The sequence below is a fragment of the Stenomitos rutilans genome, from assembly GCF_059505485.1.
This window is the reverse complement of record NZ_JCACKR010000139.1, coordinates 191,823-214,174: the sequence shown is the minus strand read 5'-3', so window position 1 is coordinate 214,174 and position 22,352 is coordinate 191,823. Positions and strand designations below refer to the sequence as shown.

Here is a 22,352-nt window from a genome sequence, read left to right as displayed (position 1 = left end):
GAGCAACTGACCACCGTCGCACAGATTGGCACCATAATCCACATTGAGATGAATGAATGACTGTTGCAACTTCTAAAAAATTAAACTTTGACTTGCCCGTGATTCTTTTCATGGCGATCGTGCATGGAGGCGCGCTCTTAGCCCTCTTGCCCGCAAACTTTAGCTGGGCGGCGATCGGTGTTGCAGTCTTTTTACATTGGGTAACAGGCGGACTGGGGATTACTCTTGGCTTCCATCGTCTGCTGACCCATCGTAGTTTTCAAGCACCGAAATGGTTGGAGTATTTTCTGGCCTTCTGTGGCACGCTGGCGTGTGAAGGTGGGGTGATTGACTGGGTGGGAATGCATCGGTTGCATCACTTATATTCTGATCAGACAGCTGATCCCCATGACTCTAATCGTGGGTTTTGGTGGAGTCATATGGGCTGGATGCTCCGCGAAATTCCCTCTCGTTCTCAAGTCGATCGCTTCACCAAAGATCTGCACGATGATCCGTTTTACCTTTTCTTAAATCAGCAATTTATCCCCATTCAAATCTTGCTAGCGCTCGGTCTTTACCTGCTAGGTGGTTGGCCGTTTGTGGTGTGGGGGGTGTTTGTGCGCCTGGTGGCAGTCTTCCATTGCACCTGGCTGGTTAACAGCGCCACGCATCAGTTTGGCTACCGCACCTATGAGTCGGGCGATCGCTCTACCAACTGCTGGTGGGTTGCCTTACTAACCTATGGGGAAGGCTGGCATAACAATCACCACGCGTTTCAACACTCCGCCCGTCATGGCTTGCAGTGGTGGGAGATTGACTTTACCTGGATGACGATTCAGCTCCTTCAAGCATTAGGGTTAGCAAAGAAGGTGAAGCTGGCAGAAAAAGAGGGGTGAGGGAGAAAGGATGAAGGCTAAAGGCTAAGTTTTCCTGATGCCCCACATATGTTGATTGCCAGCAGGGGGAAAGGCTAAAGGATGAAGGCTAAAGGCTAAGTGAAGCTAGGAAACCACCTTCTTTTAGCCTTTATACTTTCCCTCAAAACTGCCCCATGCCTTGCACGATGTGTTTGACGGTCGTAAGGGTTTCTAAACTAATCAAGCCACGTCGATGCCCTTTTTGGTTAGACATGCCTAAAAAGATCGAGTCGCCTCGTTTCGGGTTGCGCGAGAAGCGGGGCGACGCATTGATGTAGGTAGACGCGCTATTGACGCTTAGCGCAAACTGACGGCTTTCTTGATAGGATTCGGTCACCAGGCAGTCAGCATGTCCGCTGCTGTAGAGGTTGATCCAGGAGATTGCAGACTCAAGATGGTCCACGACTTTGAAGGCGACAATCTTGGCGAGATACGCCTGCCGCCATTCTGTGTCTTCAACCAGCTTGAGGTCAGGAAATTCGTCCACCAGTTCTGCATCGCCTCTAATCTCAAAGCCTTTGTCTCGCAGACTGTTCCACAGCATGGTGAGCGAGGCTGAGTTCTGGTTGCGATGAATCAGCACTTTTTCGATCGCATTTACAGGATCAGGTTCGCTCTGGTGGCTGTCCAGAATCATCCAGCGGGCTGCATCCAGATGTCCAGACGGCGACCAGTACAAGTAGCAATTGCCCATCGCTGATTTCAGCACAGGCGCAGTTGATTGGCGCACGATTTGCTGTACCAGGTTTGGCCGCCCGTAGGGAATCACCAGGTTAATGTATTGATCCTGGCTAATCAGGTCACGCACGGAGGCACCCTGGTCAGACGGCAGTGCTTGAAAGCAGTCATTGGGTAAACCAGCACGCTCGATCGCCCCATGTAGCGCCTGAGCAATCACCAAATTTGAGTTGCTGGCTTCGCTGCCACCCTTGAGGATGATGCTATTGCCCGTTTTGGCACACAGTCCAGCGGCGATCGCGCCGAGTTCTGGAAACGCCTCGTAAATTAGCGCAATGACCCCCAAAGGCATGAGTTGCGAATACGTTTGGCAGTGGTCAATTTGATAGGTAGCGTTCATGACGCGTCCAATGGGATCGGGCAGTTCACTCAGCCGCTGCAAAATCTGGATCGCAGCCTGGAGCCGTTCTGGCGTTAGCTTCAGCCACTCTAAAATTAAGTCAGGGACGGCCATATCACGGCTGGCCTCTAGATCCAATGTATTGGCATCTAAAATATCGTCTTGCCGTTGCTTGAGTGCTTGAGCCATTGCCTGCACTGCCTGCCCCCGCATAGCACCCTTCATTGTTGCCATTTCTACAGAGGCGCGATGGGCACGATGCACAGCGGCAATCGGGTCGGAGGATGGGCTAAAGGAATCAGTTGTCATTGAGCTAACGTCTGTAAGCTAGCAATACCATGAGTGCTGGAAGCAAGGCTAGCAGTAGTAGCACAACTGCCCAAAAGGCCACTCCAGAATTGGTGGGAGAGGTGAGTGCTAACAGCAAGCCAATGATCAACAGTACCAGAACCACCCCCAGGACGATCGGCAGATAGCTATCATTCAGCCCAGACGAAACGCCGTTCCATTGATGCCCATTCCATCGCCAAGTGCGCTTGTAACGATAGCTTGTAGAGAGTTCTTCCAGCACATAGCCGCCCTCTTCGACCACAAAAATCTGCTGGCAACGGTTACACCCAAACGCTTCCGTTAAGGCAATCTGAGTCAACTGTCCACGACGGCGGCAGGGGCAGGGATAGCTTTGAGCTAAATCGATTTTTTGAGCTTTTTGAGGTTGCACAAGCGGCGAGGAAAGACTTCTGACAAAGATCAGGCAGATATCCAAGCTAGAACAGTGTCAATACGTCAGGCTGTACTGGCGACTAATCACCAGGCACCCGCATTCAGTTTATCCTCTCTATTATTACCGAACGACACCGTGCGCATCTTAGACTTAATGCAAATATTACCATTCCTGCTCCCTGAACTGGATTAGAGGCGTAAGATGCCCAGCAGGCAGTTGTTTATCTCTGCCAGCCCCAGAGAACAATGAGTCGCGAATCACAGCTTGACACATGGACTTAACAGGTGCAATATGACTCCATTCTTTTCTTCAGCCGATGCAATTTCTCAGTTTGAAGCGCTACACGATCGCTTAGGATCGCGGCTTAAATAACTTCGACAAGTGAGATGTTCTGTAGGAGGCGCACGGCCGTGCGCCCGTACTTCAAGATCACACTTTAATTAATTCTCGTTCCTTAAAGAGTGGCTTTCTGCGGCTAGCCAGGGCACTGACTATAATGCTGATACGTGTCGCGGCTGATACGGCTCATCTGGTTTCATGGACTGATTCTGCATCTCAGCACCTATTGCGTCTCTGGTAGTTATTGTTATGCCTCGGTTTCTTCACGTATCTGATATTCACTTGGGGTTTGATCGCTATGACAGTAAAGAGCGCACCCTGGACTTTTATCACGCCTTTCGAGATGCGTTGCACCAGTATGCGATCGTGCCGCAGGTCGATTTTGTCGTCATTGCGGGCGACCTGTTTGAGCATCGCCACATTCAGCCCAATGTTTTGAATCAGGCACAGCTTTGCTTACAGGATCTACAGGAAGCAGGGATTCCGGTGCTGGCGATCGAGGGCAACCATGACAGTACACCTTATGGGACAAAGACAAGCTGGCTAAGGTATCTGGCTGGCTGGGGTTTGCTCAAACTGCTAGAGCCAAGTAGCCCTAATGCAGGCAACGCACTCTATGAGGCGTGGGATGAAGAGGCTAAGCAGGGTGGCTACATCGATCTGGACTGTGGCGTGCGGGTCTTGGGGGCTTGCTGGTATGGCGCATCGGCATCCAGCGCGATCGCCAGTCTTGCAGATGCCATCAAAATCTTGCCGCCACCGCCTGCCCATACGGTCATGCTGTTTCACCACGGGTTAGAAGGGCAAATTGCCCGCTACCAGGGAGCACTCCGGTACAACGATCTGTTGCCCCTAAAAGAGGCAGGCGTGGACTACCTGGCACTGGGGCACATTCACAAAAACTACACGATGGAGGGCTGGATCTTTAACCCTGGCTCTGTAGAAGCGAATAACATTGAGGAAAGTCAGTTCGAGCGCGGCGTTTATTTCGTCGAGATGGATGGAGATGGCATTCGAGCCGATCTTAAGCGCGGTTACAAGCAGCGGTCGATCGTGCGCTTGCAAATGACAGCACGCGGACAAGAAAGTCAAGAAGAGCTGGAAGCAGCAGCGATCGCAACGATGCAGCAGGCGATTCAATCAGGAAAAATTCGTCCAGCAGCAGCGCCAATTGTGGAACTGCGGATCGACGGTCAAGTCGGGTTCGATCGGCTGGAACTGGATACGCGCAAACTCCAGCAGCAACTTCAGCAGCTTACAGGTGCACTCATTTTTCTGCTGCGCTACAACGTGGATACGGTTGAGTATGCCTCTCATCTTGCAGACGAAGCCGATCGCCTCCAGGTTGAGCGCGAGGTGTTTTTAGATTTACTGGCGGCACACAACTCCTACAAAAAACAAGCACCAACGTTGGCTCAAGGATTAATTGACCTCAAAGATCAGCAGGTGCAGGGGCGATCGGAGACTGACCTCTACCAGTTTGTGCAAACGCTTCTGCACGAGGGTTAGGTAACTGCATCCTAAGAAAATTTGGTTTTGTGAAGCAGGCCTGACACAGCTGCCTGCTCTTTCCCAACTCTGAAACTGAGCGAAGGCGTAAGATATTGATCCTCTACCTTGATTGGGTATCGCTGAAAACTCCATTGAAATTTCTACCAAACCAGGAAGATAAGAGCGAGCGTTAGAGAGACCCTGTTGAATCTGAGATAAGGTTTAAGTCTGGCAATTCAACGAACAGCGGGCTAACAAGCGCTTACAAGGAATTTCTTTACAAAGAGGCTGCGTCGTCGATGCGAATAATTGCCAGGATTTGTCCAGCAGTGACGAGTTGCCCAGGGTTACATAGAATATCAGTGACAACGCCTGGTTCTTCTGGTAAGAGCGTCATTTCTTGCTTCATGGCTTCCAGAATGATCACGCCTGTCTCTTCGGTGACACGATCGCCCGGTCGCACCAAAATTTGCCATACATTTGCTGTAGTAGCCGCTGTAATGGCATAGCAATCATCAGGAATTTTGATCGCTGGAGCAGGCGGAAGATCGGGTTCCTCCACGATCGCGCTTTCATCCTGGGCGTTGAGTGCCCAGCGATCGCGCTCTTCCCGAAAGGCCGTTTGCTGACGGGTTTTGAAGGCAGATGCTTCCTCGGCGATGCCGTATAAAAACTGCTGGTAGTCCTGTAAGTTGAAGGTCGTTTCTTCGATCGTCAGTTTGAACGTGCCTTCGATAAAGTCTTCGCGGAGTTGCATCAGTTCCGCATGGGACACAGGATAAAACCGAATTTGATCGAAAAATCGCAATAGCCAAGGCTTTCCATCCTTGAAATCTGCCGTTTGCTTGTAACGGTTCCACACAGGCACTGTGCGTCCTACAAACTGGTAGCCACCGGGACCTTCCATGCCGTAGATGCAAAGGTACGCACCGCCAATGCCCACTGCGTTTTCGGGTGTCCAGGTGCGCGCGGGGTTGTATTTAGTTGTGACGAGGCGATGGCGGGGATCAAGCGGCACGGCGACTGGGGCACCGAGGTAGACATCGCCTAAACCCACGACAAGATAGCTGGCATTGAAGACAATTTCTTTAACCTCATCAATGCTGTCCAGACCGTTGATACGTCTAATAAATTCAATATTGCTGGGGCACCAGGGCGCATCGTTGCGAACCGACTGTATGTATTTTTGAATCGCCAATTGCGTTGAGGCATCGTCCCAGGAGAGGGGGAGATGGACAATGCGGGTTGGTAAGGTTTTCAGGTCGGCGATCGTGGGCAAATGTACCTCGATCGCCTGCAACGCTGCTAGCAAATCCTGTTGAGATAGGACGCGGCTATCGTAATGCACCTGGAGTGATCGTATTCCCGGTGTCAGTTCCAGAATGCCCGTAATCGGATTGGCTTGCAGATAGGTCATCAATTCATGCACGCGAAAGCGCAAATTGAAATCCAACACCAGTGGCCCGTATTCAATCAGCAAATACTTGTCGCTTGCCTGTCGGTACGTTACCGCAATCCGGGTTTCAGAGCCAGGGAGCGTGGCAAGAACGGCGCGATCACTGGAATCATCGTCGGCAACGGTGATCGGTTGCCCAACTTGCAGCGTTTGGACCTGGCGATCGAGCACCAATTCTTGCTGCAACGCTTGATTGAACGTTAGGCGATGGAATTGAATCGTGTTGCCCGGTTTAAGCTGTCCAATCTTCCACAATTCGGCTTCAGCGATCGTGGCAGGGCACACGAAGCCGCCCAAACTGGGGCCATCTAATCCCAAAATGATGGGCATGTCACCTGTGAAGTCGATCGTACCGACCGCATAGGCATTGTCGTGAATGTTAGAGGGATGTAGCCCTGCTTCACCGCCATCTTGCCGCGCCCACTGAGGTTTAGGGCCAATCAACCGAATGCCCGTTCGCGCTGAATTGTAGTGAACTTCCCAGTGGGTGTTGAAGAACGTCTCAATGTCTGCATCTGTAAAGAAATCTGGTGCACCGTGAGGGCCGTACAGCACCCCAATTTCCCAATGTTCAAGATAGGTTGGAATGAGGTCAGGAGGTAACGTTTGTGATGCTTGAGGGGACGCTGGTTGCAATTTCAGGACATCGCCGACTTGCAGCGCTCTGCCCCCGTGACCACCAAACCCACCCAGTGTGAACGTCGCCTTACTGCCCAGGTAATCTGGTACATCAAAGCCACCATGAACAGACAGGTATGTCCGAAAACCATTGCCCTGAATGGCACCCAGACGCAACACACTGCCTGCTTTCACGGGAACAGCAGTCCAAAAGGCGATCGGTTCCTTATCCAGCGTGGCCTTCATCGCTGCACCTGTCAGACAAATAACAGTATCGGTATTAAAGCGCAGCGTGGGGCCTGACAGCGTACATTCCAAGCCTGCTGCCGCTTCTGAGTTGCCCACAGTCTGGTTGCCGAGGCGAAAGGCAAGCGAATCCATTGGGCCAGACGGCGGCACCCCTACATCCCAGTAGCCCACACGCCCTGGATAATCCTGCACGGTGGTCATGGTGCCTGCCACAAGAACCTCGATCGTCCGGGCGTGGTAGACAAAGCTATTGAGAAATTTGGTGGTCATTGCCGCATCGGCAAATGCAGAAGCCGCAATGATTTGGCGCAAATACTCCAGGTTGGTTTCGATGCCGTCAAGCCGGGAGCTAGCCAGAGCCGTTTGGAGGGCCGCGATCGCCCCTGCTCTCGATGCCCCATGCACAATCACTTTTGCCAAAAGCGGATCATAAAAGGGTGAGACCTCTGTGCCCGTCGCAATCCAGGTGTCACAACGAATGCGATCGGGAAACTGCACATTAGTCAGTGTCCCTGAACTCGGCTGAAAATTCTTGTTGGGATCTTCGGCATAGACCCGTACTTGGATGGAGTGACCATTGGGCTGATAGCGGTAAGTATCCAGCAATAGCGATTCACCCGCTGACTGACGCACCATCCACTCCACCAGGTCAACTCCGGTAATCAATTCTGTAACACCATGTTCGACCTGTAAGCGGGTGTTGACTTCCAGAAAATAGAACTGCTCGGTGTCTACGTCGTAGATGAATTCAACGGTGCCCGCCGATTGATAATGCACAACCTGCCCCAGCTGCACGGCTGACTCATACAGGCGCTGTCGGAGTGCATCACTGATATTAGGGGCAGGCGCTTCTTCGATGACTTTTTGATTGCGTCGTTGGATGGAACAGTCCCGCTCACCCAATGCTACGACCGTCCCCTGCCCATCGCCAAAAATCTGGACTTCAATGTGGCGTGCCCGTTCCACATACTTTTCCAGAAAGACCCCGCTTTCGCTGAAATTGTTGCGGCTTAACCGCTGCACTGAAGCAAAGAGTTCCGCCAGCGTGGCCTCCTCCCGGCAAAACTGCATTCCAATGCCACCACCACCCGCTGTGCTTTTGATCATCACGGGATAGCCGATCGCTGTTGCCCCTGCTTTCACTTGATCCAGGCTGTCCAGCAGTGGAGTACCGGGCACAAGGGGAAGTCCGGCCTGTTGCGCGATCGCCCGTGCTTCATGCTTCAACCCAAACTGCCGAATCTGGTCGGGAGTGGGGCCAATGAACACGATCCCCGCTTGAGCGCACGCTTCAGCAAAGGCCACATTCTCACTTAAAAAGCCGTAGCCGGGATGGATGGCATCAGCACCCATTGCTTTCGCGGCTGCTAGAATCGCCTCTACCCGTAAATAGCTTTGAGAGGCAGGGGCAGCGCCAACGCACACCGCTTCACCCGCAGCAGCTACGTGTGCCGCATGGGCATCGGCTTCAGAATAGACGGCAACCGAAGCAATCCCCAGGCGATCAAGCGTCCGCATAATCCGGCAAGCGATTTCACCCCGATTAGCAATCAGAACTTTAGAAAACATAGTTAAGTTGTGTGCGACTGTTTCAGCGTTGCAATCTGAAACCTAGAATCTCATGCTCGTGCGCTGAAACTCAGTTGCTAGGCGCTGGCTGAGGTGGCCCAGACGTAGTGGGGGGTGGAGCTGGCTCGGCTGGAGGCAACTCAGGTGCAGTGTTCTCAGGGGGAGGGGCCGTCTCAGGGGCGGGTGCTGCTTCTGAGGGTTGAGCAGGCGCTTCTGAAGGAGCAGGCGCACCAGTGGACGCATCCGGTGCCGCTTTGGCCGTGCCACCAGATGGAGCATCATTACGCGACCATCCAGACGATCCAGCCTCAGATCGGGGTGCTTCGCCGTCATACATCTGGTTAGGTCTCACTGGTTTGGCTTTAATCGTGCCTTTGCGATCGTCCAGCTTGGGTAGTTCGGCAAACTTCTCAACCGTCATGCCTTTCACAACGGTCGTCATAAAGTTATGCCACACCTCTGCGGCTGTGCTGCTGTAGCTCCAGGTGGGGGTATTGTCATCATTACCCAGCCAAACGCCAGCAGCCATCTGGGGTACAAAACCAATAAACCAGAGATCGCGCGCGTTTTCAGAAGTGCCTGTTTTACCCGCTACAGGTCTACCAATTTGAGCCGCCTGCCCGGTGCCACTGTTGACAACATTTTGCATCATCCAGGTGACGATCGCAACGGAGTCTTTATCCACAACCTGCTTCGGTTTTGGTTTCGCCGTATAAATCACCTCACCTTTGCGGTTAAGCACACGACGAATACCATGTGTTTCTGTGTGGCTGCCTTTTGCCGCTAACGTTGCATAGGCACTGGTCAATTCCAGCAGGTTTACCTCAGAGGTGCCTAATGCTAGCGAGTACGTGGGCAGAAGCTCAGACTGAATGCCCAGATCGTGCCCCAGTTTGATCACCGGGTCAAAGCCCACATCAATGAGGAGACGCACAGAAACTAGATTGACTGAGTTCGTGATGGCATCACGCAGCGTTAGCCAACCGCTGTATTTACGGCTGTAGTTTTGGGGTTGGTAGCCGTCTACGGTTAATGGTGCATCCAGGTAAGAGGCATAGGGTGAAATGCCGGTCGCGATCGCAGTCGTGTACAGGATCGGCTTGAACGATGACCCTGGCTGTCGTTGAGCCTGCGTCACTCGATTAAACTGGCTCGTGATGAAGTCAGTACCACCCACCATCGCGCGAATTTCACCATTGCGGGGATCAAGGGCTACCAGCGCCGCCTGTTTAAAGCCTTCAGCGGGCCCAATATTTTTGACGGCATCCTTGACGGCTTTCTCGGCGGCTTTTTGCCAGGTAGAGTTCAAGCTCGTTTCAACGGTTAACCCACCCGCCTCCAGTTGCTCTTTTGTAATCAGCTTGGGCAACTGTTGCTGTACATATGAGGTGAAATAAGGCGTATCGCTATAGAGCTTTTTCGGCGAGCTAGGCTTTAGCGTCAGCGTCTGGGCACGTGCCTGCTCGACTTCGGCTTCTGTGATGAAGCCAGCCTCCTGCATCCGCTCAAGCACAATATCGCGCCGTTGGCGAGCCACTTGCAAGTTCACCAACGGCGAGTAGTCACTGGGTGCAGGCGGCATGCCCGCAATCATAGCGGTTTCTGATAAGGTCAGACGGTCAATCGGCTTGCTGAAATACACCCACGCAGCATCTGCCACGCCATAGGCTCCCGAACCTAAGTAGACTAAGTTAAGGTACTTTTCCAGTACCTGATCCTTGCTCAGGGTACGCTCAATCTTTTGTGCCAGGAAGGCTTCTTGAAGCTTGCGCCCAACCGTGCGATCTTGAGTCAAGTAGACAATCCGCGCGACCTGTTGAGTGATCGTACTGCCCCCTTCAACGAGTTCACGGGCCAGCAGGTTAGACGCAAATGCTCGCACGATCGATTGATAGTCAACCCCGTTGTGCTGATAAAACCGACGATCCTCAGCGGCGATAAACGCTTTAATCACGCGATCAGGAACTTGCTTGATCGTCAGCTTTTGTCGGGTTGCGGAACCAAGCTGCTGTAACACAGTGCCATCAGCCGCTTTGATGGTTAGCGTGCCATTTTGAGAGAAATTGGAAATATCTGAAACGTCAGGCAGGCTCTGTTCAATTTTCCATGCGCCCCAGGCAAGGGCAGCACCTCCCCCTAGTGCCACCAGTGCCAGCCAGAAAGCATAGCGGCGGTGGAGCGGCTTACCAATTCGAACGCGCTTACCCCGTAGCGTTACAGGTTCAGCCCGATCGGTCGCGTTGGGCGGCGCTTTCATGGGCAACGCGGATGGTGGGTTGCCCTCACGGTCTCGTCGTAAATCAGACGTTAACGGCTGAGAACCATTTGAGCGGATCGATAAGTTTTTGAGTTTTGAAAGAAAATTTTCCACACTACAGCCTCATCACCACCACACGATCGTCGTCCTCATTGTAAGGGGTTGGGATCAAAAAGCGTCTCAGGGCATAAGTAAACCCTAACAACTTCAACATCCAGCGCACTCCTCGATCATCGATCAAAATGAGGGTCTGATATATCTTGACAGAATCTCGCTAGAGATCAAGGCGGCGATCGCTGAAAATGACCATCGAGTCGAAGTTTCAAGCAAAATACTACGTTCACAAAGGCGGATACTCATGCCCCTTTCGCCGTTAATCCTGCTTACTATGACAGGCGAGTGCGTCATGAATTTGTGTTCAGCTTAACCAAATGCAGCCACTAAACTCCAGCATGCCCCAGTGCCAACCCAGCTACAAACATACCTAACACCAGAAAGGGCTGTGCGCTTGCCTGATATTTCACATCGTTTTTCAGCGGGTCACGCAGAAAATACATATCTTGAAAGGTGATTTGGGGAATGACTAGCAACAGCAAAATGGTTGCGTACAGGTTTTCGTGAATGCTGATGAGATACGCCGCAATACCAGCCTGAAAAATATCAATCATGCCAACGCAAATCCAGGCGGCTGTTGTGACCCCAAACATCACGGGCAACGATTGCAAACCGAGCTGCCGATCGCCCTCCACACTTTTAAAGTCATTCACAACCGCAATGCCTAAGCCTGCCAGGCTGTAAAACAGGGTCAGAACCATGATCGTCGGGTTCAAGTCGCCAAACAGCGCATGTCCCGCCCACCACGGGAGCGCGATATAGCTGGCACCCAGTGCATAATTGCCCAGCCAGCCATTTTGCTTTAGCTTTAAGGGGGGCGCGGAATAGATGTAAGACACAAAAGACCCCGCGATCGCCATCACGGTAATGGTCGGAAACGTATGTCCTGCCCATTGATCTAGCGCATAGGCCACGCCAATGCCGCCAGCCAGCAGCACCAAAATTTGCACCGTCACCTGGGGAATTGAAATTGCTCCCGATGGAATGGGGCGATAGGGTTCGTTAATTGCATCAAGGTCACGATCGTAAAAATCGTTCAGCGTTTGGGTGTAACCCGTCAGCAGTGGCCCCGACATCAACATACAGGCCGCCGAAATCAAAACATTCTCCAACGTCCAGCGGTAGTTGCCCGAAGAAGCTGCGCCACACACCACGCCCCAAATGAGTGGAATCCAGGTAATCGGCTTCATCAACTGGAGGCGGATTTTCCAGATCGACGTTTCGCCCTGCTGCGCGCCTTTCATGCCCAAAAGCTGGCGGGCTTGAGCCGTGCGATCGCCCGCAGGCAAAACCGAAGCCGCTTCCTCCGGTGACACAGCGGCAGTCACAGCATCATCTGATAGTGGGGCAGGATTCGATTCAGTCATACGGTTGAGATACTCGCAGGGGTGGAGAGTTTGGTTAGGAGCCAGGAGTCAGGAGGTAAGGTCATTGGCTCTCAGGTAACGCAGACAGTAATAAGCGCAGACAGTGGTGGCTTCAGTGAACGCTAGAACGAAATAATCAGAAAACTATCCTGAAATTTGGCTCCAGCAACGGGCTTACCGCTTAGTTCTGGTGGTAGGAGAATGTTGCGTCGTTGGTCGCCTGCCTCGATCGTAATTTCAGGCCCAGACTGGGTGAGCTTCACCTGCTTCTTATCAAAACCAGGTAGAAACAGGCTCACTTTGCGCTCTGCCACATTGATGGCGATCGGTCGAGGTGCCTGAGCCGCCTGCTCTAAATCGGGTAGCGACTCCATTAGAGATTGCCAGTCGTTAACCGACTGTGGGGGAATTGGGGTCACAGGCAAGGGAGCAAACGTTTCCCCAAGCCCAGCGCTGTCGTGTGTTTGATTGACCAGCACCCCACCCACTGTCAGCCCCACCTGCTGCGCGGCTCCCCAGAGATAGGTTGCCGTGGCGATCGCGGCTGCATCCTGCGTCGTCACCAAATAAGCCGCAACTCGATTGGGATCAGCCAATGCTTGCCTGCCTTGCTCCAACAGATTCGTTGCCTGCTGTGCGGCGGGCTGATTGAAAATGTCGTCCGTCCAACTGACGTTTAGCACTGCGCTGGCGATCGGCTGCAAGAATGGTGAGAGCGTCTTGCCCAAATCTGAATCGGCAAAGACCTTACGGAAGCGACGAGCATACCAGCTTGTGCTTTCAGGCATCCCAAACAGCCGCAGCGTTGACTGATCGCCAGTTCCATCAAACACAATGACATCGTACTTACCACTCGCATCATACTCGCGCAGCGCATTCAGCATCAAAGCATTGTCTATCCCCGGCAACACGCTGAGTTCCTGTCCAAAGACTTCCTTAAAGAATGGCGTTCTCAAATATTGCGCTTCCAGCTTTTTCACCTCTTCCCAACTGCGTTCTAGCAGAGCGGAGGCTTGAAATTGCACTGTAGAAAGGTTTGGCGAAAGTTCCTGCGGGTCAGGACTGGGAACCGTACCTAAAAGAATCGCGATCGCGGGTTCTGGCTCTTGAAATGTCAGCAGCACCCGTTTCCCCTGAGCCGCAAAGCGCTTAGCGGCTGCGATCGCGATCGTCGTCCGACCAACACCACCCTTACCCAAAAACGTCAAAATTAGAGCCATGTGTTCGCTTCTCAACCCAATGCACTACGTGTGCCAGCCGAAGATTCTGCCAGCAGTCCCTCTTATGGTAACGATTGCTTAAACGCTGCACCCATCCCGGCGAGGTAATCTTGCACGGCGATCGCACGCTTACACTGGCCTCAACTATTAGCCAGACAACCATCAGTCAGAGACAACCTGCACTTCATCCTCAAAGAACCAGGTCGCTGAATTATCTGAAAACTTCACCAGATACCCAACGCCGCTACCGTCCGTCATCTTGTAATCCTGAATCACACCGTACTCACCCAGTTTCTTAGCAATCACTGGCGACACACGATCGCGCAACCGATAGATACGAACCTTCTGACCAACTTCCATCGCCGCTCCGAGACTATAAAACCAAAACTCAGTGTATCAGCGTCGAGCGTCAGATAGTGTCACACAGAAGAGATTTTGGCGTAGAGGATGCGGGGAAATCTTTGAGTTTTGAGTTGATGAGCGATCAGCTTTCAGCGGTCAGCGGTCAGCCACCAGCTTTCAGCTTTTTAGCCTTTAGCCTACCCTATGCCTTCGGCAGGCTTCGCCAACGGGAAGCAAGCTAAATCCTTTAGCCCTCATTCTTCATCCCCATCCCCTCTGCCCTCTGCCTCCAAAAGCTTTAGAATGCAAACGTTCAACGTGACGAAAAACCATGCTGGCGAAGCGAATTTTGCCCTGTTTGGATGTAAAGGCAGGGCGGGTAGTTAAAGGCGTTAATTTTGTTGATCTGCGAGATGCGGGTGATCCGGTCGAGTTGGCACAGGTCTATAACCAGGCAGGGGCAGACGAGCTAGTGTTTCTCGACATCACGGCAACGCACGAAGATCGAGGCATCATTTTTGATGTGGTCTATCGCACAGCCGAGCAGGTGTTCATTCCGCTCACGGTTGGCGGCGGCATTCAAAACTTAGAAACTATTAAACAATTGTTAAGAGCCGGAGCCGATAAGGTCAGCATTAACTCAGCGGCAGTACGTGATCCTGGCCTTATCGATCGCGCCAGCGATCGCTTCGGCAACCAGTGTATCGTCGTGGCGATCGACGCACGGCGGCGGCTAGACAATGACAATCCTGGCTGGGATGTATACGTGCGTGGCGGACGGGAAAATACAGAGTTAGACGCGATCGCCTGGGCAAAGAATGTCGAGCAACGCGGTGCTGGAGAATTGTTAGTGACAAGCATGGATGCAGATGGTACACAAACAGGCTATGACCTGGAGCTAACGCGCACGATCGCTGAGCAAGTGGAGATCCCAGTCATTGCATCAGGGGGTGCTGGCACCTGTGAACATATTCATGCTGCACTTACAGAAGGCAGGGCAGAGGCTGCCTTGCTTGCGTCTCTGCTCCATTACGGCCACTTGACGGTCGCCGAAATTAAAGCACACTTAGCTGCACAACACGTCCCTGTTCGCTTGACAGAGAGGGGAACCTAATCGTCCAGCCGTTACTTTTGGTACAGATGGGCTTTCGTCCGCAGTAATGAGTAGACCAACCCAGCGCAGACTGACTCAATCAGTTTCTACTACGGCAGAAAATAACAAACTGGGGATGACGGAATCTGAGTATCTGTTACAATACTTTAGGTATGTTGATATTCATTCTTGCCATTGTTGTTCTCCTGGTTGCGTGGTCACTGCACTTAATGCAGCAGGCCGTCGATCGCGGTGAGTTCTCGTTGATGTTGGCGGGCACACTGGTTGCCTTTTCAGCCGCAGCCATGGTTGTCGTCTATTTTCTGATGGGAAATTATATTGGCTACGTGGCAGGCTTAACGCCAATTACCTCATCGCGGCTGTCCGCTGAGGATGTTGCGGCTTGGGTGGTGGAAATTGAAGAAGCAAGCTACCCGGCGCATGTCTCAGCCATTGATTCAAGCGTATGGCAAGCTCAACAGCCAGAGCCATTCAACACACGCCAGTAGCATTCGTTTGGCATTTAACCTTTTTTACTGCTTAAAGTTAGAAATGTCGTAAGTTTGGCAAGACTAGGTTACGTCCATGCAAGGGCAGTGTCTCGTTGTCTAATGGTGCTTCGATCGTCTAAAGCGAAGACGTCTTTAGCGATCCGATATACTTTGGGCAACGTCCCAGCCAGCACAAAAGCGAAGCTTCGCCATTACTGTTTACGCTGCTCCTTTGCTTGTACCGCTCATTCTGTCTTGCTCAATGCACGTTTTCTCAACGCACTTTCCTGGGGGTGCTTCCCTCCCAGCGGCACCTAAGGAGCCTAACTTAACCTATGGACTACGCAACCATTGATCTTGATGCCACTAGTCGCCAACCGATGAGCCTCGATCGATCAAAGAAGGCAAAAATGCTGGTCGTCGATGACGAACCGGATAATCTTGACTTGCTGTACCGCACTTTTCGGCGCGACTTTCAGGTACTAAAAGCAGAAAGTGGGGTTCGCGCTCTCGAACTTCTGGCATCGGAAGGCGAGGTCGCGGTTATCATTTCAGATCAGCGGATGCCGGAGATGAAAGGCACTGAGTTTCTCAGCCGCACGGTGCCTCAGTTTCCAGACACCATGCGGATTATCCTCACAGGCTTTACGGATGTCGAAGATCTGGTTGAGGCGATTAACTCTGGACAGGTATACAAATACATCACCAAACCGTGGGACCCAAATGAACTGAAAGCGGTTGTGCAACGTGCTGCCGAAACGTATGAGCTACTCAAGCAGCGCACCGAGGAGCTTCGTCGATCGCAAGCGCAAATGGCACTTTTATCTACGATTGTCCACACGGCGCAAGAAGCAGCCAGTTTAGAAGAGAGCCTGAAGCCGATCGCGTCCGTCTTTGGCAAAAACTTTCAGGCAGACGGCAGCATTCTGCAACTAGTTGAAGGCGATCGCCTGGTACCGCCGCAGGGAGAATACAGCACCAACGGCAAACTGGATAACTGGTTGGAGCATGATCCTCTGGTTAAAGAGGCGATCGCAACCCATAAAACTCAGGTTGTCATCAACGTTGCAGCAGACCCAACACTCGCTGGTGTCGAACATTACTCGACCTCTGGCATTCAGTCACACTTGTTGATTCCCGTGACTTATCGGAAAGAAGTGCTCGCGGTACTGTCGTTGCAATGGAAGCAGCCAGCCACCTTACGGGACGATGAACTGATGCTGATACAACTCTCGGCACAGCAAGTCGCCTTGGCACTGACCTGCACTCGCTACTACCGTCCAGTTGTCTAGTCTTGTAGATTTGCGATGAGGGCTTGTTTGTTCACTGAATGTGAGCTATTCATGGAACCTGCAAGCTCCAATCTTCAAGCTCATGACCTCCGATCGCGTTCGCACACTCTTTAACCGTATTGCCCCTGTTTATGACCAGCTCAATACATGGCTGAGTCTGGGACAACACCGCATTTGGAAGCAGATGGCGGTTAAGTGGAGCGGGGCAACGGCGGGCGATACCTGTTTGGATGTGTGCTGTGGCAGCGGTGATCTGGCATTATTACTGGCACAACAAGTAGGTGCAAATGGTCAGGTCATTGGCATCGATTTTGCCGCAGAACAACTCGCGATCGCCCAGCAGCGATCGCAACAACGCTATCCCACTCCTTCTATTACCTGGCTAGAAGGCGATGCGCTGGCTCTCCCTTTTTCTGACAATGAGTTTGATGCCGCCACGATGGGATACGGTTTGCGGAACGTTACAGATATTCCCCGCAGTCTGAAGGAACTTTATCGTGTCTTAAAGCCACACGCCAAAGCGGCTATTCTTGATTTTCATCGCCCATCGAATGCTCAGATGCGTACCCTTCAGCAATGGTATCTGGATGCGATCGTCGTGCCCGCGGCAAAACAGTTTGGCCTCACCGAAGAGTACGCCTACATTGCGCCCAGCCTCGATCGCTTCCCTACGAGAGCAGAGCAAGTTGCTTTAGCGCACCGGGCAGGCTTTACCAGAGCCACACATTACCCCATTGCAAGCGGTACGATGGGAGTGCTGGTTGTGATTAAGTAGTTAGTGGTTAGTTGTTAGTTGCTAGTGGCAGCTAGCAACTAACAACTAACCACTAAAAACTAAGAACTGATGCCTTCTGTTTTGGACTTCTCTGCGCTGGACTTCTCCGCACTCTGGCTGTTTCTCGCTCCTCCGGTTGTTGGCGGCATCATTGGCTATTTCACCAATGACATCGCCATCAAAATGCTCTTTCGTCCTTACCAACCGCGCTACATTGGTGGGCGGCAAGTGCCTTTCACGCCAGGACTTATCCCCCGCAACCAGGAACGGTTAGCCAAACGCATTTCTGACACCATTATGGGCTCGCTGCTCACGCCAGAAGAACTGCAAAAGTTGGCGAAACGGCTTTTGGAAACCGAACGTGTTCAGGGCGCAATCCTCTGGTTATTGAAGTTGGGCTTAGAGCAAATTGAAATCGATAAAGAACAGAAAACAGCAAAGGTATTGGCAAATATTTTGCGCGATTTGTTGGGTGAATCGTTGCCGCGTCTGCTAAAAGTATGGGCGCGTCGTGAAGATTTTCTAGAAGCACAATTAAATCAAATTTTTGACCAGGTATTGCTAGAGTTTCAACTGAATGATGAGCAGTCTATTAAGCTGGCAGATTGGTTGCTACAGGTTGTGTTGCCACCTGACACCATTCGTTTGGTGCTGATTGACTTTCTAACCGATCGCAACATTCAGGTCATTGATGAAGGCTTTCGAGAACGCACCAGTGGAACTTCCTGGGTCGTTGCAAATTTGTTTGGAGTCCGCAATTCTTTAGTGCGGTTACGTACCTTTTGTTTAGATGAAAAAGAAAACAGTAACACGCGCATTGCTGAGTTAGTTTCAACCCTTAATTTGCGACGACGCTTGCAAGAATGGCTGCAAAATCTGTCGCTCCAAAATTTGCCGATTTCAACCGTGCGGCAGCTACGTAAAACCCTGCGGGATAGCGTGCGTCTCTACATTCAAGAGAAAGGCTCTGACGTACTGCAAGAATTGGGAAAATCGGTTGAGTGGGAGAATGTAGCAACCTTGATTCTCAATCGGTTACGCACCTCTGAAGTGGTCAATGCTTCGCTAGAAATTGTGAGTTTGGATTTGGCACTGATTCTGGAGCGCTATCTAGAACGCGATTTAGAGGTACTCGTCGAGCAAGCCATTCCCATTCTCAACATTGATCAGGTGATTATTGATCGCGTCAAAGCCACCTCACCAGAGAATCTTGAGAATGCCATCAACGGCATTGTGAAAAGTGAGCTTCAGGCGATCGTCAATCTGGGTGGCATTCTCGGCTTCCTCATCGGCTTGCTTCAGTCAGCCTCACTGTTGTTGCGTTAGGGAAAATGATGCCACTCAATCGCGTTCCAGGTCTCTTGGTAGGGCTCCGATTTGCGATCGCGCTGCTGCTGCTCTGGGATGCCCTTGATCGGACAACAGGCATCGGGTTTATGGTTGGTTATGTTGCGGCTGTCCTCTCAGATATCTTTGATGGCATCATTGCTCGCCGCCTGGGTGTGAGTACCGTTCAGCTACGGCAGGCAGATAGTTGGGCAGATATTTGTCTCTATGTTTGCATTGCCATAAGCGCCTGGTTAGTGTATCCCCAAGTCATTGTTGACTTTGGTTTACCCTTGTCGATCGCGATCGGAGCACAACTTGTCTTATTCACAATCAGTCTGGTCAAGTTTGGCAAGTTTCCCAGCTTTCATACCTACACTGCCAAAGCCTGGGGCATCACGTTATTAATTGCGACCGTTGGCTTATTTGGGTTTGGCTACGCAACCACACTCTGGCTTGCTATTGGTTTCTGCGCTTTGAACAGTTTAGAAGAGATTGCCATGACCATCATCTTGCCCCAATGGCAGCATGACGTGTTGAGTCTCTTTCACGCACTCAAACTGCGGAACCAATAACGAGAGAGTGATATTTACAGCATTTCCATTCGTTTTACTAGACCCGATACCCTACACCCCATTCCCTCACTTCTCACCAAGGCAATCGAGTGCCATCCCAAGAAAAGAACTCGCCGCTGTCGTGTTCCTGAAGTTGATCCAGCACGGCTAAAAGTTGCTTCACGGTACGATCGACCGAAAAGAGTTTTTCAGGTGGTACATTGCGCTGAAATGGTTGAGAGAGTTGGGTATCGGTAGTACCGGGATGGAGAGTCACGACGATCGCGCGTGGACAGGTGCGCTTGTATTCGATCGCAGTGGTACGCATGAACATATTCAGCGCGGCTTTAGAAGCACGGTAACCGTACCATCCGCCTAGCTGATTATCGCCGATGCTGCCAATTTTGGCGGAGATGGTGGCTAGAACGGCACGATCGCCATGTTTCAGCAACGGCTGTACATGCTTTGCCACTAGCACAGCACCGATGCTGTTGACGTGAAAATAACGGAGTAGCTGCTCAGCATTGAGTTGACGCAAACTCTTTTCGGGCTGCATAGGGCCGTCGTGCAAGACTCCAGCACAATTGATGACTGCATGCAGCGCTTTTGTTTCCGCTTGAATGGTTTGGACAACTGCCGCAATTTGCGCTTCGTCCGTAATATCCATTGGCAGGCAAACAAGGCGTGCATCTGCGATCGCCAGCAGTGCTGTCTGCGGCTTGCGATAGGTAGCGTACAGGCGATCGATCTTGCTGCGTTGCAACAATTGCCGCACGAACTCTAGCCCAATGCCCTGCCCTGCACCAATGATGAGCGCGGCAGGGTTGCAGAGTTGCTTAACGTCCATGCAGCATCAGGAAATATACTGCACGACTTCCTCTACTGGGTAACGGACTTTCGGTAAGGCAGCGTTTTTGTCATCGTCTGCTCGATAGCCAGTCGCACAGACCACCACAGAAGCATAGCCCAAGTCACTTAACCCCAGCACTTCGTCGTACTTAGGGGGATTAAAGCCCTCGATCGGACACGTATCAATGCCCAGGAGTGCCGCACTGGTCATAAACTGGCCTAGTGCAATGTAAACTTGCCGTTTTGACCATTCATCAATGTCAAGCGGATAAGGTGGCTTTTCCAAGAAGCCATTGATGACCTTCGCAAACCCTTGCAGGTTCTCAACGGGCACATGGCGCACGGTAGAAATGTTCTGCATGTAGCGATCAACATCAGCCGTACTCAGATCCTTCTTAAAGGCCAGTACCAACAGGTGAGAGGCATCCACCACCTGAGTTTGACCCCAGGTATGCTCAACTAACTGCTGCCGAACAGCCGGGTCGGTAATCACAAAAAACTTCCACGGCTGTAGCCCAAACGACGACGGAGCCAGTACCAGGCTTTCTACTAAAGTCTGCCAAAGGTCTTCCCCAATCTTCTTCGTCGCATCGAACTTCTTAGTTGCGTAACGCCACTGTAACTGTTGAAGTAACTGCTCAGTCGAAACCACAGCGCTGCTCATATATGTCGTTCTGTAAAGGCACTCTGATTATAGCGGACGCGAAATAATTTACTAGAGGCTGTCATCAATGACTCATACACATGACTTGCAGCAGGGGTTCCAGTCCCTAGCCTTGCTTGTTAGAGCGGGCGCAGTAAGATTGGTACGCAAGTTTCTGAGCTTAATTGAGGACGCGCCCTTGGGCCAGAATGTCAAAGTAACGATTGACGACAGGCAGTTAGGGGATTCTGGAGAGCACGATCGTCCCTGATCGGTATTTCCGACGATTTGAGTTTCGCTTGGACATTAGAGTCCAGCGAGTCTACCAATTTCGCCAACCACCTGAAGGTTTTGCGTCCGCTTGAGCCTGGATAGGACGACGTTGGAGCAGTGACTGATACTCCTGGCTGCTGGCCCAACGATCAATTTCGCGCGCCCGCAGCACAGGGACGGGATGGGTCAGTTGAGCCGTCATCGCCTGCTTGAGCAGGTCACCAAGCTGGTCGTTACTGATGTCGTCATAGGCCCGTGCCTGAGCGAGAAACGCATCGAGATTCAGCTTTCCCGCAAGGGTCGGCGAACCACCTGCCAGCTTCATGAGAACAGAACTCACGACTTTGGGGTTTTGAATCGCCAAAAGCGCCGCTCGATCGCAGGTAAATTCGGCACAGCGTACCCATTCTAAAATTTGCGCTTGGAGTGATTGCGCGATCGCGCCGCCCAGCGTCGGTAACTGCCCTGCTGCCAACACCAAGATATTTGCCAATGTTAAATAAACACCATGTTCACACTTCAAATGCCCTAGCTCGTGGGCGATGACAGCCTGGATCTCTTCTTGGGTCAACAGCTCAAGCAGCGAGGTATGGACGACAATGAAGGGCTGCTTACCGCGCATCGCAAACGTGTAGGCATTCGGTACAGGATGCTGCCGCACATAAAGATTGGGCGGCTCTAAATCCAGCACTTTGCAGGCTTCCAGCAGCAGCGTATGTAGCTCAGGCAATTGCTGTTCGCCGACCAAAACGCTAGACGCAATATTTTCGAGATAGAAAAACTGTTCCGCGATCGGCCCCAGCAAGTTCCGAATCACGACATCTAACCCTGGCAATTGTTTCAGGTTCGTTGTTGCCTCAAAGTCTAGAGGATGACGAAAGTGGTCGGCTCGTAAGCCAATGAGTGGCGTTTTGAGGAAAGACATGGTGTGAGACCGATAGAAGGCAAACGCTGGAGTCTAGAGGTCAGCAGCGGTTCTGTTGTCCGTACTTTTCTGTTGTCCGTATTTTGAAGCTGGCAGTCATTGTCTAGCTTCGGCACTTACAGCAGTTATTGCTTGGATAAGCTACAGTTTTGTGCTTTCGGGTGCGGGGTGTAGGGTATCGGGTGCAGTGAATGCAAATGCAAATAGCTGTAAGCAGTCGTCAGTAGATGGCTGAAAGCAGAGCACCGACGCCAGCAACTTACCGCTAGTATAACGAGAAGCGCTAACCGCTTGCGAATCACAACGCCTTAAAGCTCAAGACTGCCGAATAACCTGAAGTCTGGCACGCTTTGATACCGCCAAACGCCAGGTCGATCGCGTGCCCTTTAGTCGTCTCCTAGTAGTCTGTCA

Annotated in this window: 19 protein-coding genes; 9 read left to right on the top strand and 10 right to left on the bottom strand. The window is 51.9% G+C overall.

Annotated features, from left to right (window positions below; all coding sequences use genetic code 11):
• Nucleotides 1-56: 56 nt before the first annotated feature.
• Nucleotides 57-875 carry an acyl-CoA desaturase gene (locus tag AC5JLP_RS29460; RefSeq protein ID WP_496071417.1) on the top strand — a complete coding sequence of 273 codons (819 nt, stop codon included), beginning with the start codon at nt 57-59 and terminating at the stop codon, nt 873-875.
• A gap of 142 nt (nt 876-1,017) precedes the next feature.
• Here AC5JLP_RS29460 and AC5JLP_RS29455 read toward each other — a convergent pair whose 3' ends face one another.
• Together AC5JLP_RS29455 and AC5JLP_RS29450 are read right to left on the bottom strand one after the other, a co-directional pair.
• Nucleotides 1,018-2,283, bottom strand: coding sequence for a glutamate-5-semialdehyde dehydrogenase (locus tag AC5JLP_RS29455; protein ID WP_496071416.1), 1,266 nt, complete (start codon nt 2,281-2,283; stop codon nt 1,018-1,020).
• A 4-nt stretch (nt 2,284-2,287) separates the two neighbouring features.
• Nucleotides 2,288-2,695 carry a hypothetical protein gene (locus tag AC5JLP_RS29450; RefSeq protein WP_496071415.1) on the bottom strand — a complete coding sequence of 136 codons (408 nt, stop codon included), beginning with the start codon at nt 2,693-2,695 and terminating at the stop codon, nt 2,288-2,290.
• 591 nt (nt 2,696-3,286) lie between these two features.
• On the opposite strand from AC5JLP_RS29450, the gene AC5JLP_RS29445 reads away from it, so the two are divergent.
• Nucleotides 3,287-4,546 (top strand): metallophosphoesterase family protein, encoded by a 1,260-nt coding sequence (locus tag AC5JLP_RS29445; RefSeq protein ID WP_496071414.1) that lies wholly within the window; start codon nt 3,287-3,289, stop codon nt 4,544-4,546.
• A 259-nt stretch (nt 4,547-4,805) separates the two neighbouring features.
• Here AC5JLP_RS29445 and uca read toward each other — a convergent pair whose 3' ends face one another.
• From uca to petP, 5 genes are all read right to left on the bottom strand, one after another.
• Nucleotides 4,806-8,420, bottom strand: coding sequence for an urea carboxylase (gene uca / locus AC5JLP_RS29440; RefSeq protein ID WP_496071413.1), 3,615 nt, complete (start codon nt 8,418-8,420; stop codon nt 4,806-4,808).
• A gap of 70 nt (nt 8,421-8,490) precedes the next feature.
• A complete protein-coding gene (locus tag AC5JLP_RS29435) occupies nt 8,491-10,791 on the bottom strand; it encodes a transglycosylase domain-containing protein (RefSeq protein WP_496071412.1) in 2,301 nt (766 codons plus the stop codon).
• 326 nt (nt 10,792-11,117) lie between these two features.
• A complete protein-coding gene (gene chlG / locus AC5JLP_RS29430) occupies nt 11,118-12,158 on the bottom strand; it encodes a chlorophyll synthase ChlG (RefSeq protein ID WP_496071411.1) in 1,041 nt (346 codons plus the stop codon).
• Nucleotides 12,159-12,280: 122 nt separating this feature from the next.
• Nucleotides 12,281-13,378, bottom strand: coding sequence for a Get3/ArsA fold putative tail anchor-mediating ATPase NosAFP (locus tag AC5JLP_RS29425; RefSeq protein WP_496071410.1), 1,098 nt, complete (start codon nt 13,376-13,378; stop codon nt 12,281-12,283).
• Between the two features lie 162 nt (nt 13,379-13,540).
• Complete coding sequence (gene petP, locus AC5JLP_RS29420; RefSeq protein ID WP_496071409.1) at nt 13,541-13,738, bottom strand: cytochrome b6f subunit PetP; 198 nt, start codon at nt 13,736-13,738, stop codon at nt 13,541-13,543.
• Between the two features lie 56 nt (nt 13,739-13,794).
• Between petP and AC5JLP_RS29415 the strand changes: the two genes are divergently transcribed.
• The 7 genes from AC5JLP_RS29415 (at nt 13,795) to AC5JLP_RS29385 (ending at nt 19,272) form a co-directional block, all read left to right on the top strand.
• On the top strand, nt 13,795-13,962 hold the full coding sequence (locus AC5JLP_RS29415) for a hypothetical protein (protein WP_496071408.1): 168 nt from the start codon (nt 13,795-13,797) through the stop codon (nt 13,960-13,962).
• Between the two features lie 89 nt (nt 13,963-14,051).
• Nucleotides 14,052-14,834 (top strand): imidazole glycerol phosphate synthase subunit HisF, encoded by a 783-nt coding sequence (gene hisF, locus AC5JLP_RS29410; protein ID WP_496071407.1) that lies wholly within the window; start codon nt 14,052-14,054, stop codon nt 14,832-14,834.
• 152 nt (nt 14,835-14,986) lie between these two features.
• The gene (locus AC5JLP_RS29405) at nt 14,987-15,322 is read left to right on the top strand and encodes a hypothetical protein (protein WP_496071406.1); all 336 of its coding nucleotides are present in this window, start codon (nt 14,987-14,989) and stop codon (nt 15,320-15,322) included.
• Between the two features lie 317 nt (nt 15,323-15,639).
• Complete coding sequence (locus AC5JLP_RS29400; protein ID WP_496071405.1) at nt 15,640-16,596, top strand: response regulator; 957 nt, start codon at nt 15,640-15,642, stop codon at nt 16,594-16,596.
• A gap of 40 nt (nt 16,597-16,636) precedes the next feature.
• Complete coding sequence (gene ubiE, locus AC5JLP_RS29395) at nt 16,637-17,371, top strand: bifunctional demethylmenaquinone methyltransferase/2-methoxy-6-polyprenyl-1,4-benzoquinol methylase UbiE (protein ID WP_496071404.1); 735 nt, start codon at nt 16,637-16,639, stop codon at nt 17,369-17,371.
• Nucleotides 17,372-17,440: 69 nt separating this feature from the next.
• On the top strand, nt 17,441-18,697 hold the full coding sequence (locus AC5JLP_RS29390; protein ID WP_496071403.1) for a DUF445 domain-containing protein: 1,257 nt from the start codon (nt 17,441-17,443) through the stop codon (nt 18,695-18,697).
• A 35-nt stretch (nt 18,698-18,732) separates the two neighbouring features.
• Nucleotides 18,733-19,272, top strand: a complete 540-nt coding sequence (locus AC5JLP_RS29385; protein WP_496071402.1) for a CDP-alcohol phosphatidyltransferase family protein — start codon at nt 18,733-18,735, stop codon at nt 19,270-19,272.
• A 73-nt stretch (nt 19,273-19,345) separates the two neighbouring features.
• Here AC5JLP_RS29385 and AC5JLP_RS29380 read toward each other — a convergent pair whose 3' ends face one another.
• The 3 genes from AC5JLP_RS29380 to AC5JLP_RS29370 form a co-directional block, all read right to left on the bottom strand.
• Nucleotides 19,346-20,098, bottom strand: a complete 753-nt coding sequence (locus tag AC5JLP_RS29380) for an SDR family NAD(P)-dependent oxidoreductase (RefSeq protein WP_496071401.1) — start codon at nt 20,096-20,098, stop codon at nt 19,346-19,348.
• Nucleotides 20,099-20,104: 6 nt separating this feature from the next.
• Nucleotides 20,105-20,764: an NAD(P)H-dependent oxidoreductase gene (locus AC5JLP_RS29375; protein WP_496071400.1), complete on the bottom strand. Its 660-nt coding sequence runs from the start codon at nt 20,762-20,764 to the stop codon at nt 20,105-20,107.
• Nucleotides 20,765-21,065: 301 nt separating this feature from the next.
• A complete protein-coding gene (locus AC5JLP_RS29370) occupies nt 21,066-21,941 on the bottom strand; it encodes a M48 family metallopeptidase (RefSeq protein ID WP_496071399.1) in 876 nt (291 codons plus the stop codon).
• Nucleotides 21,942-22,352 lie beyond the last annotated feature (411 nt).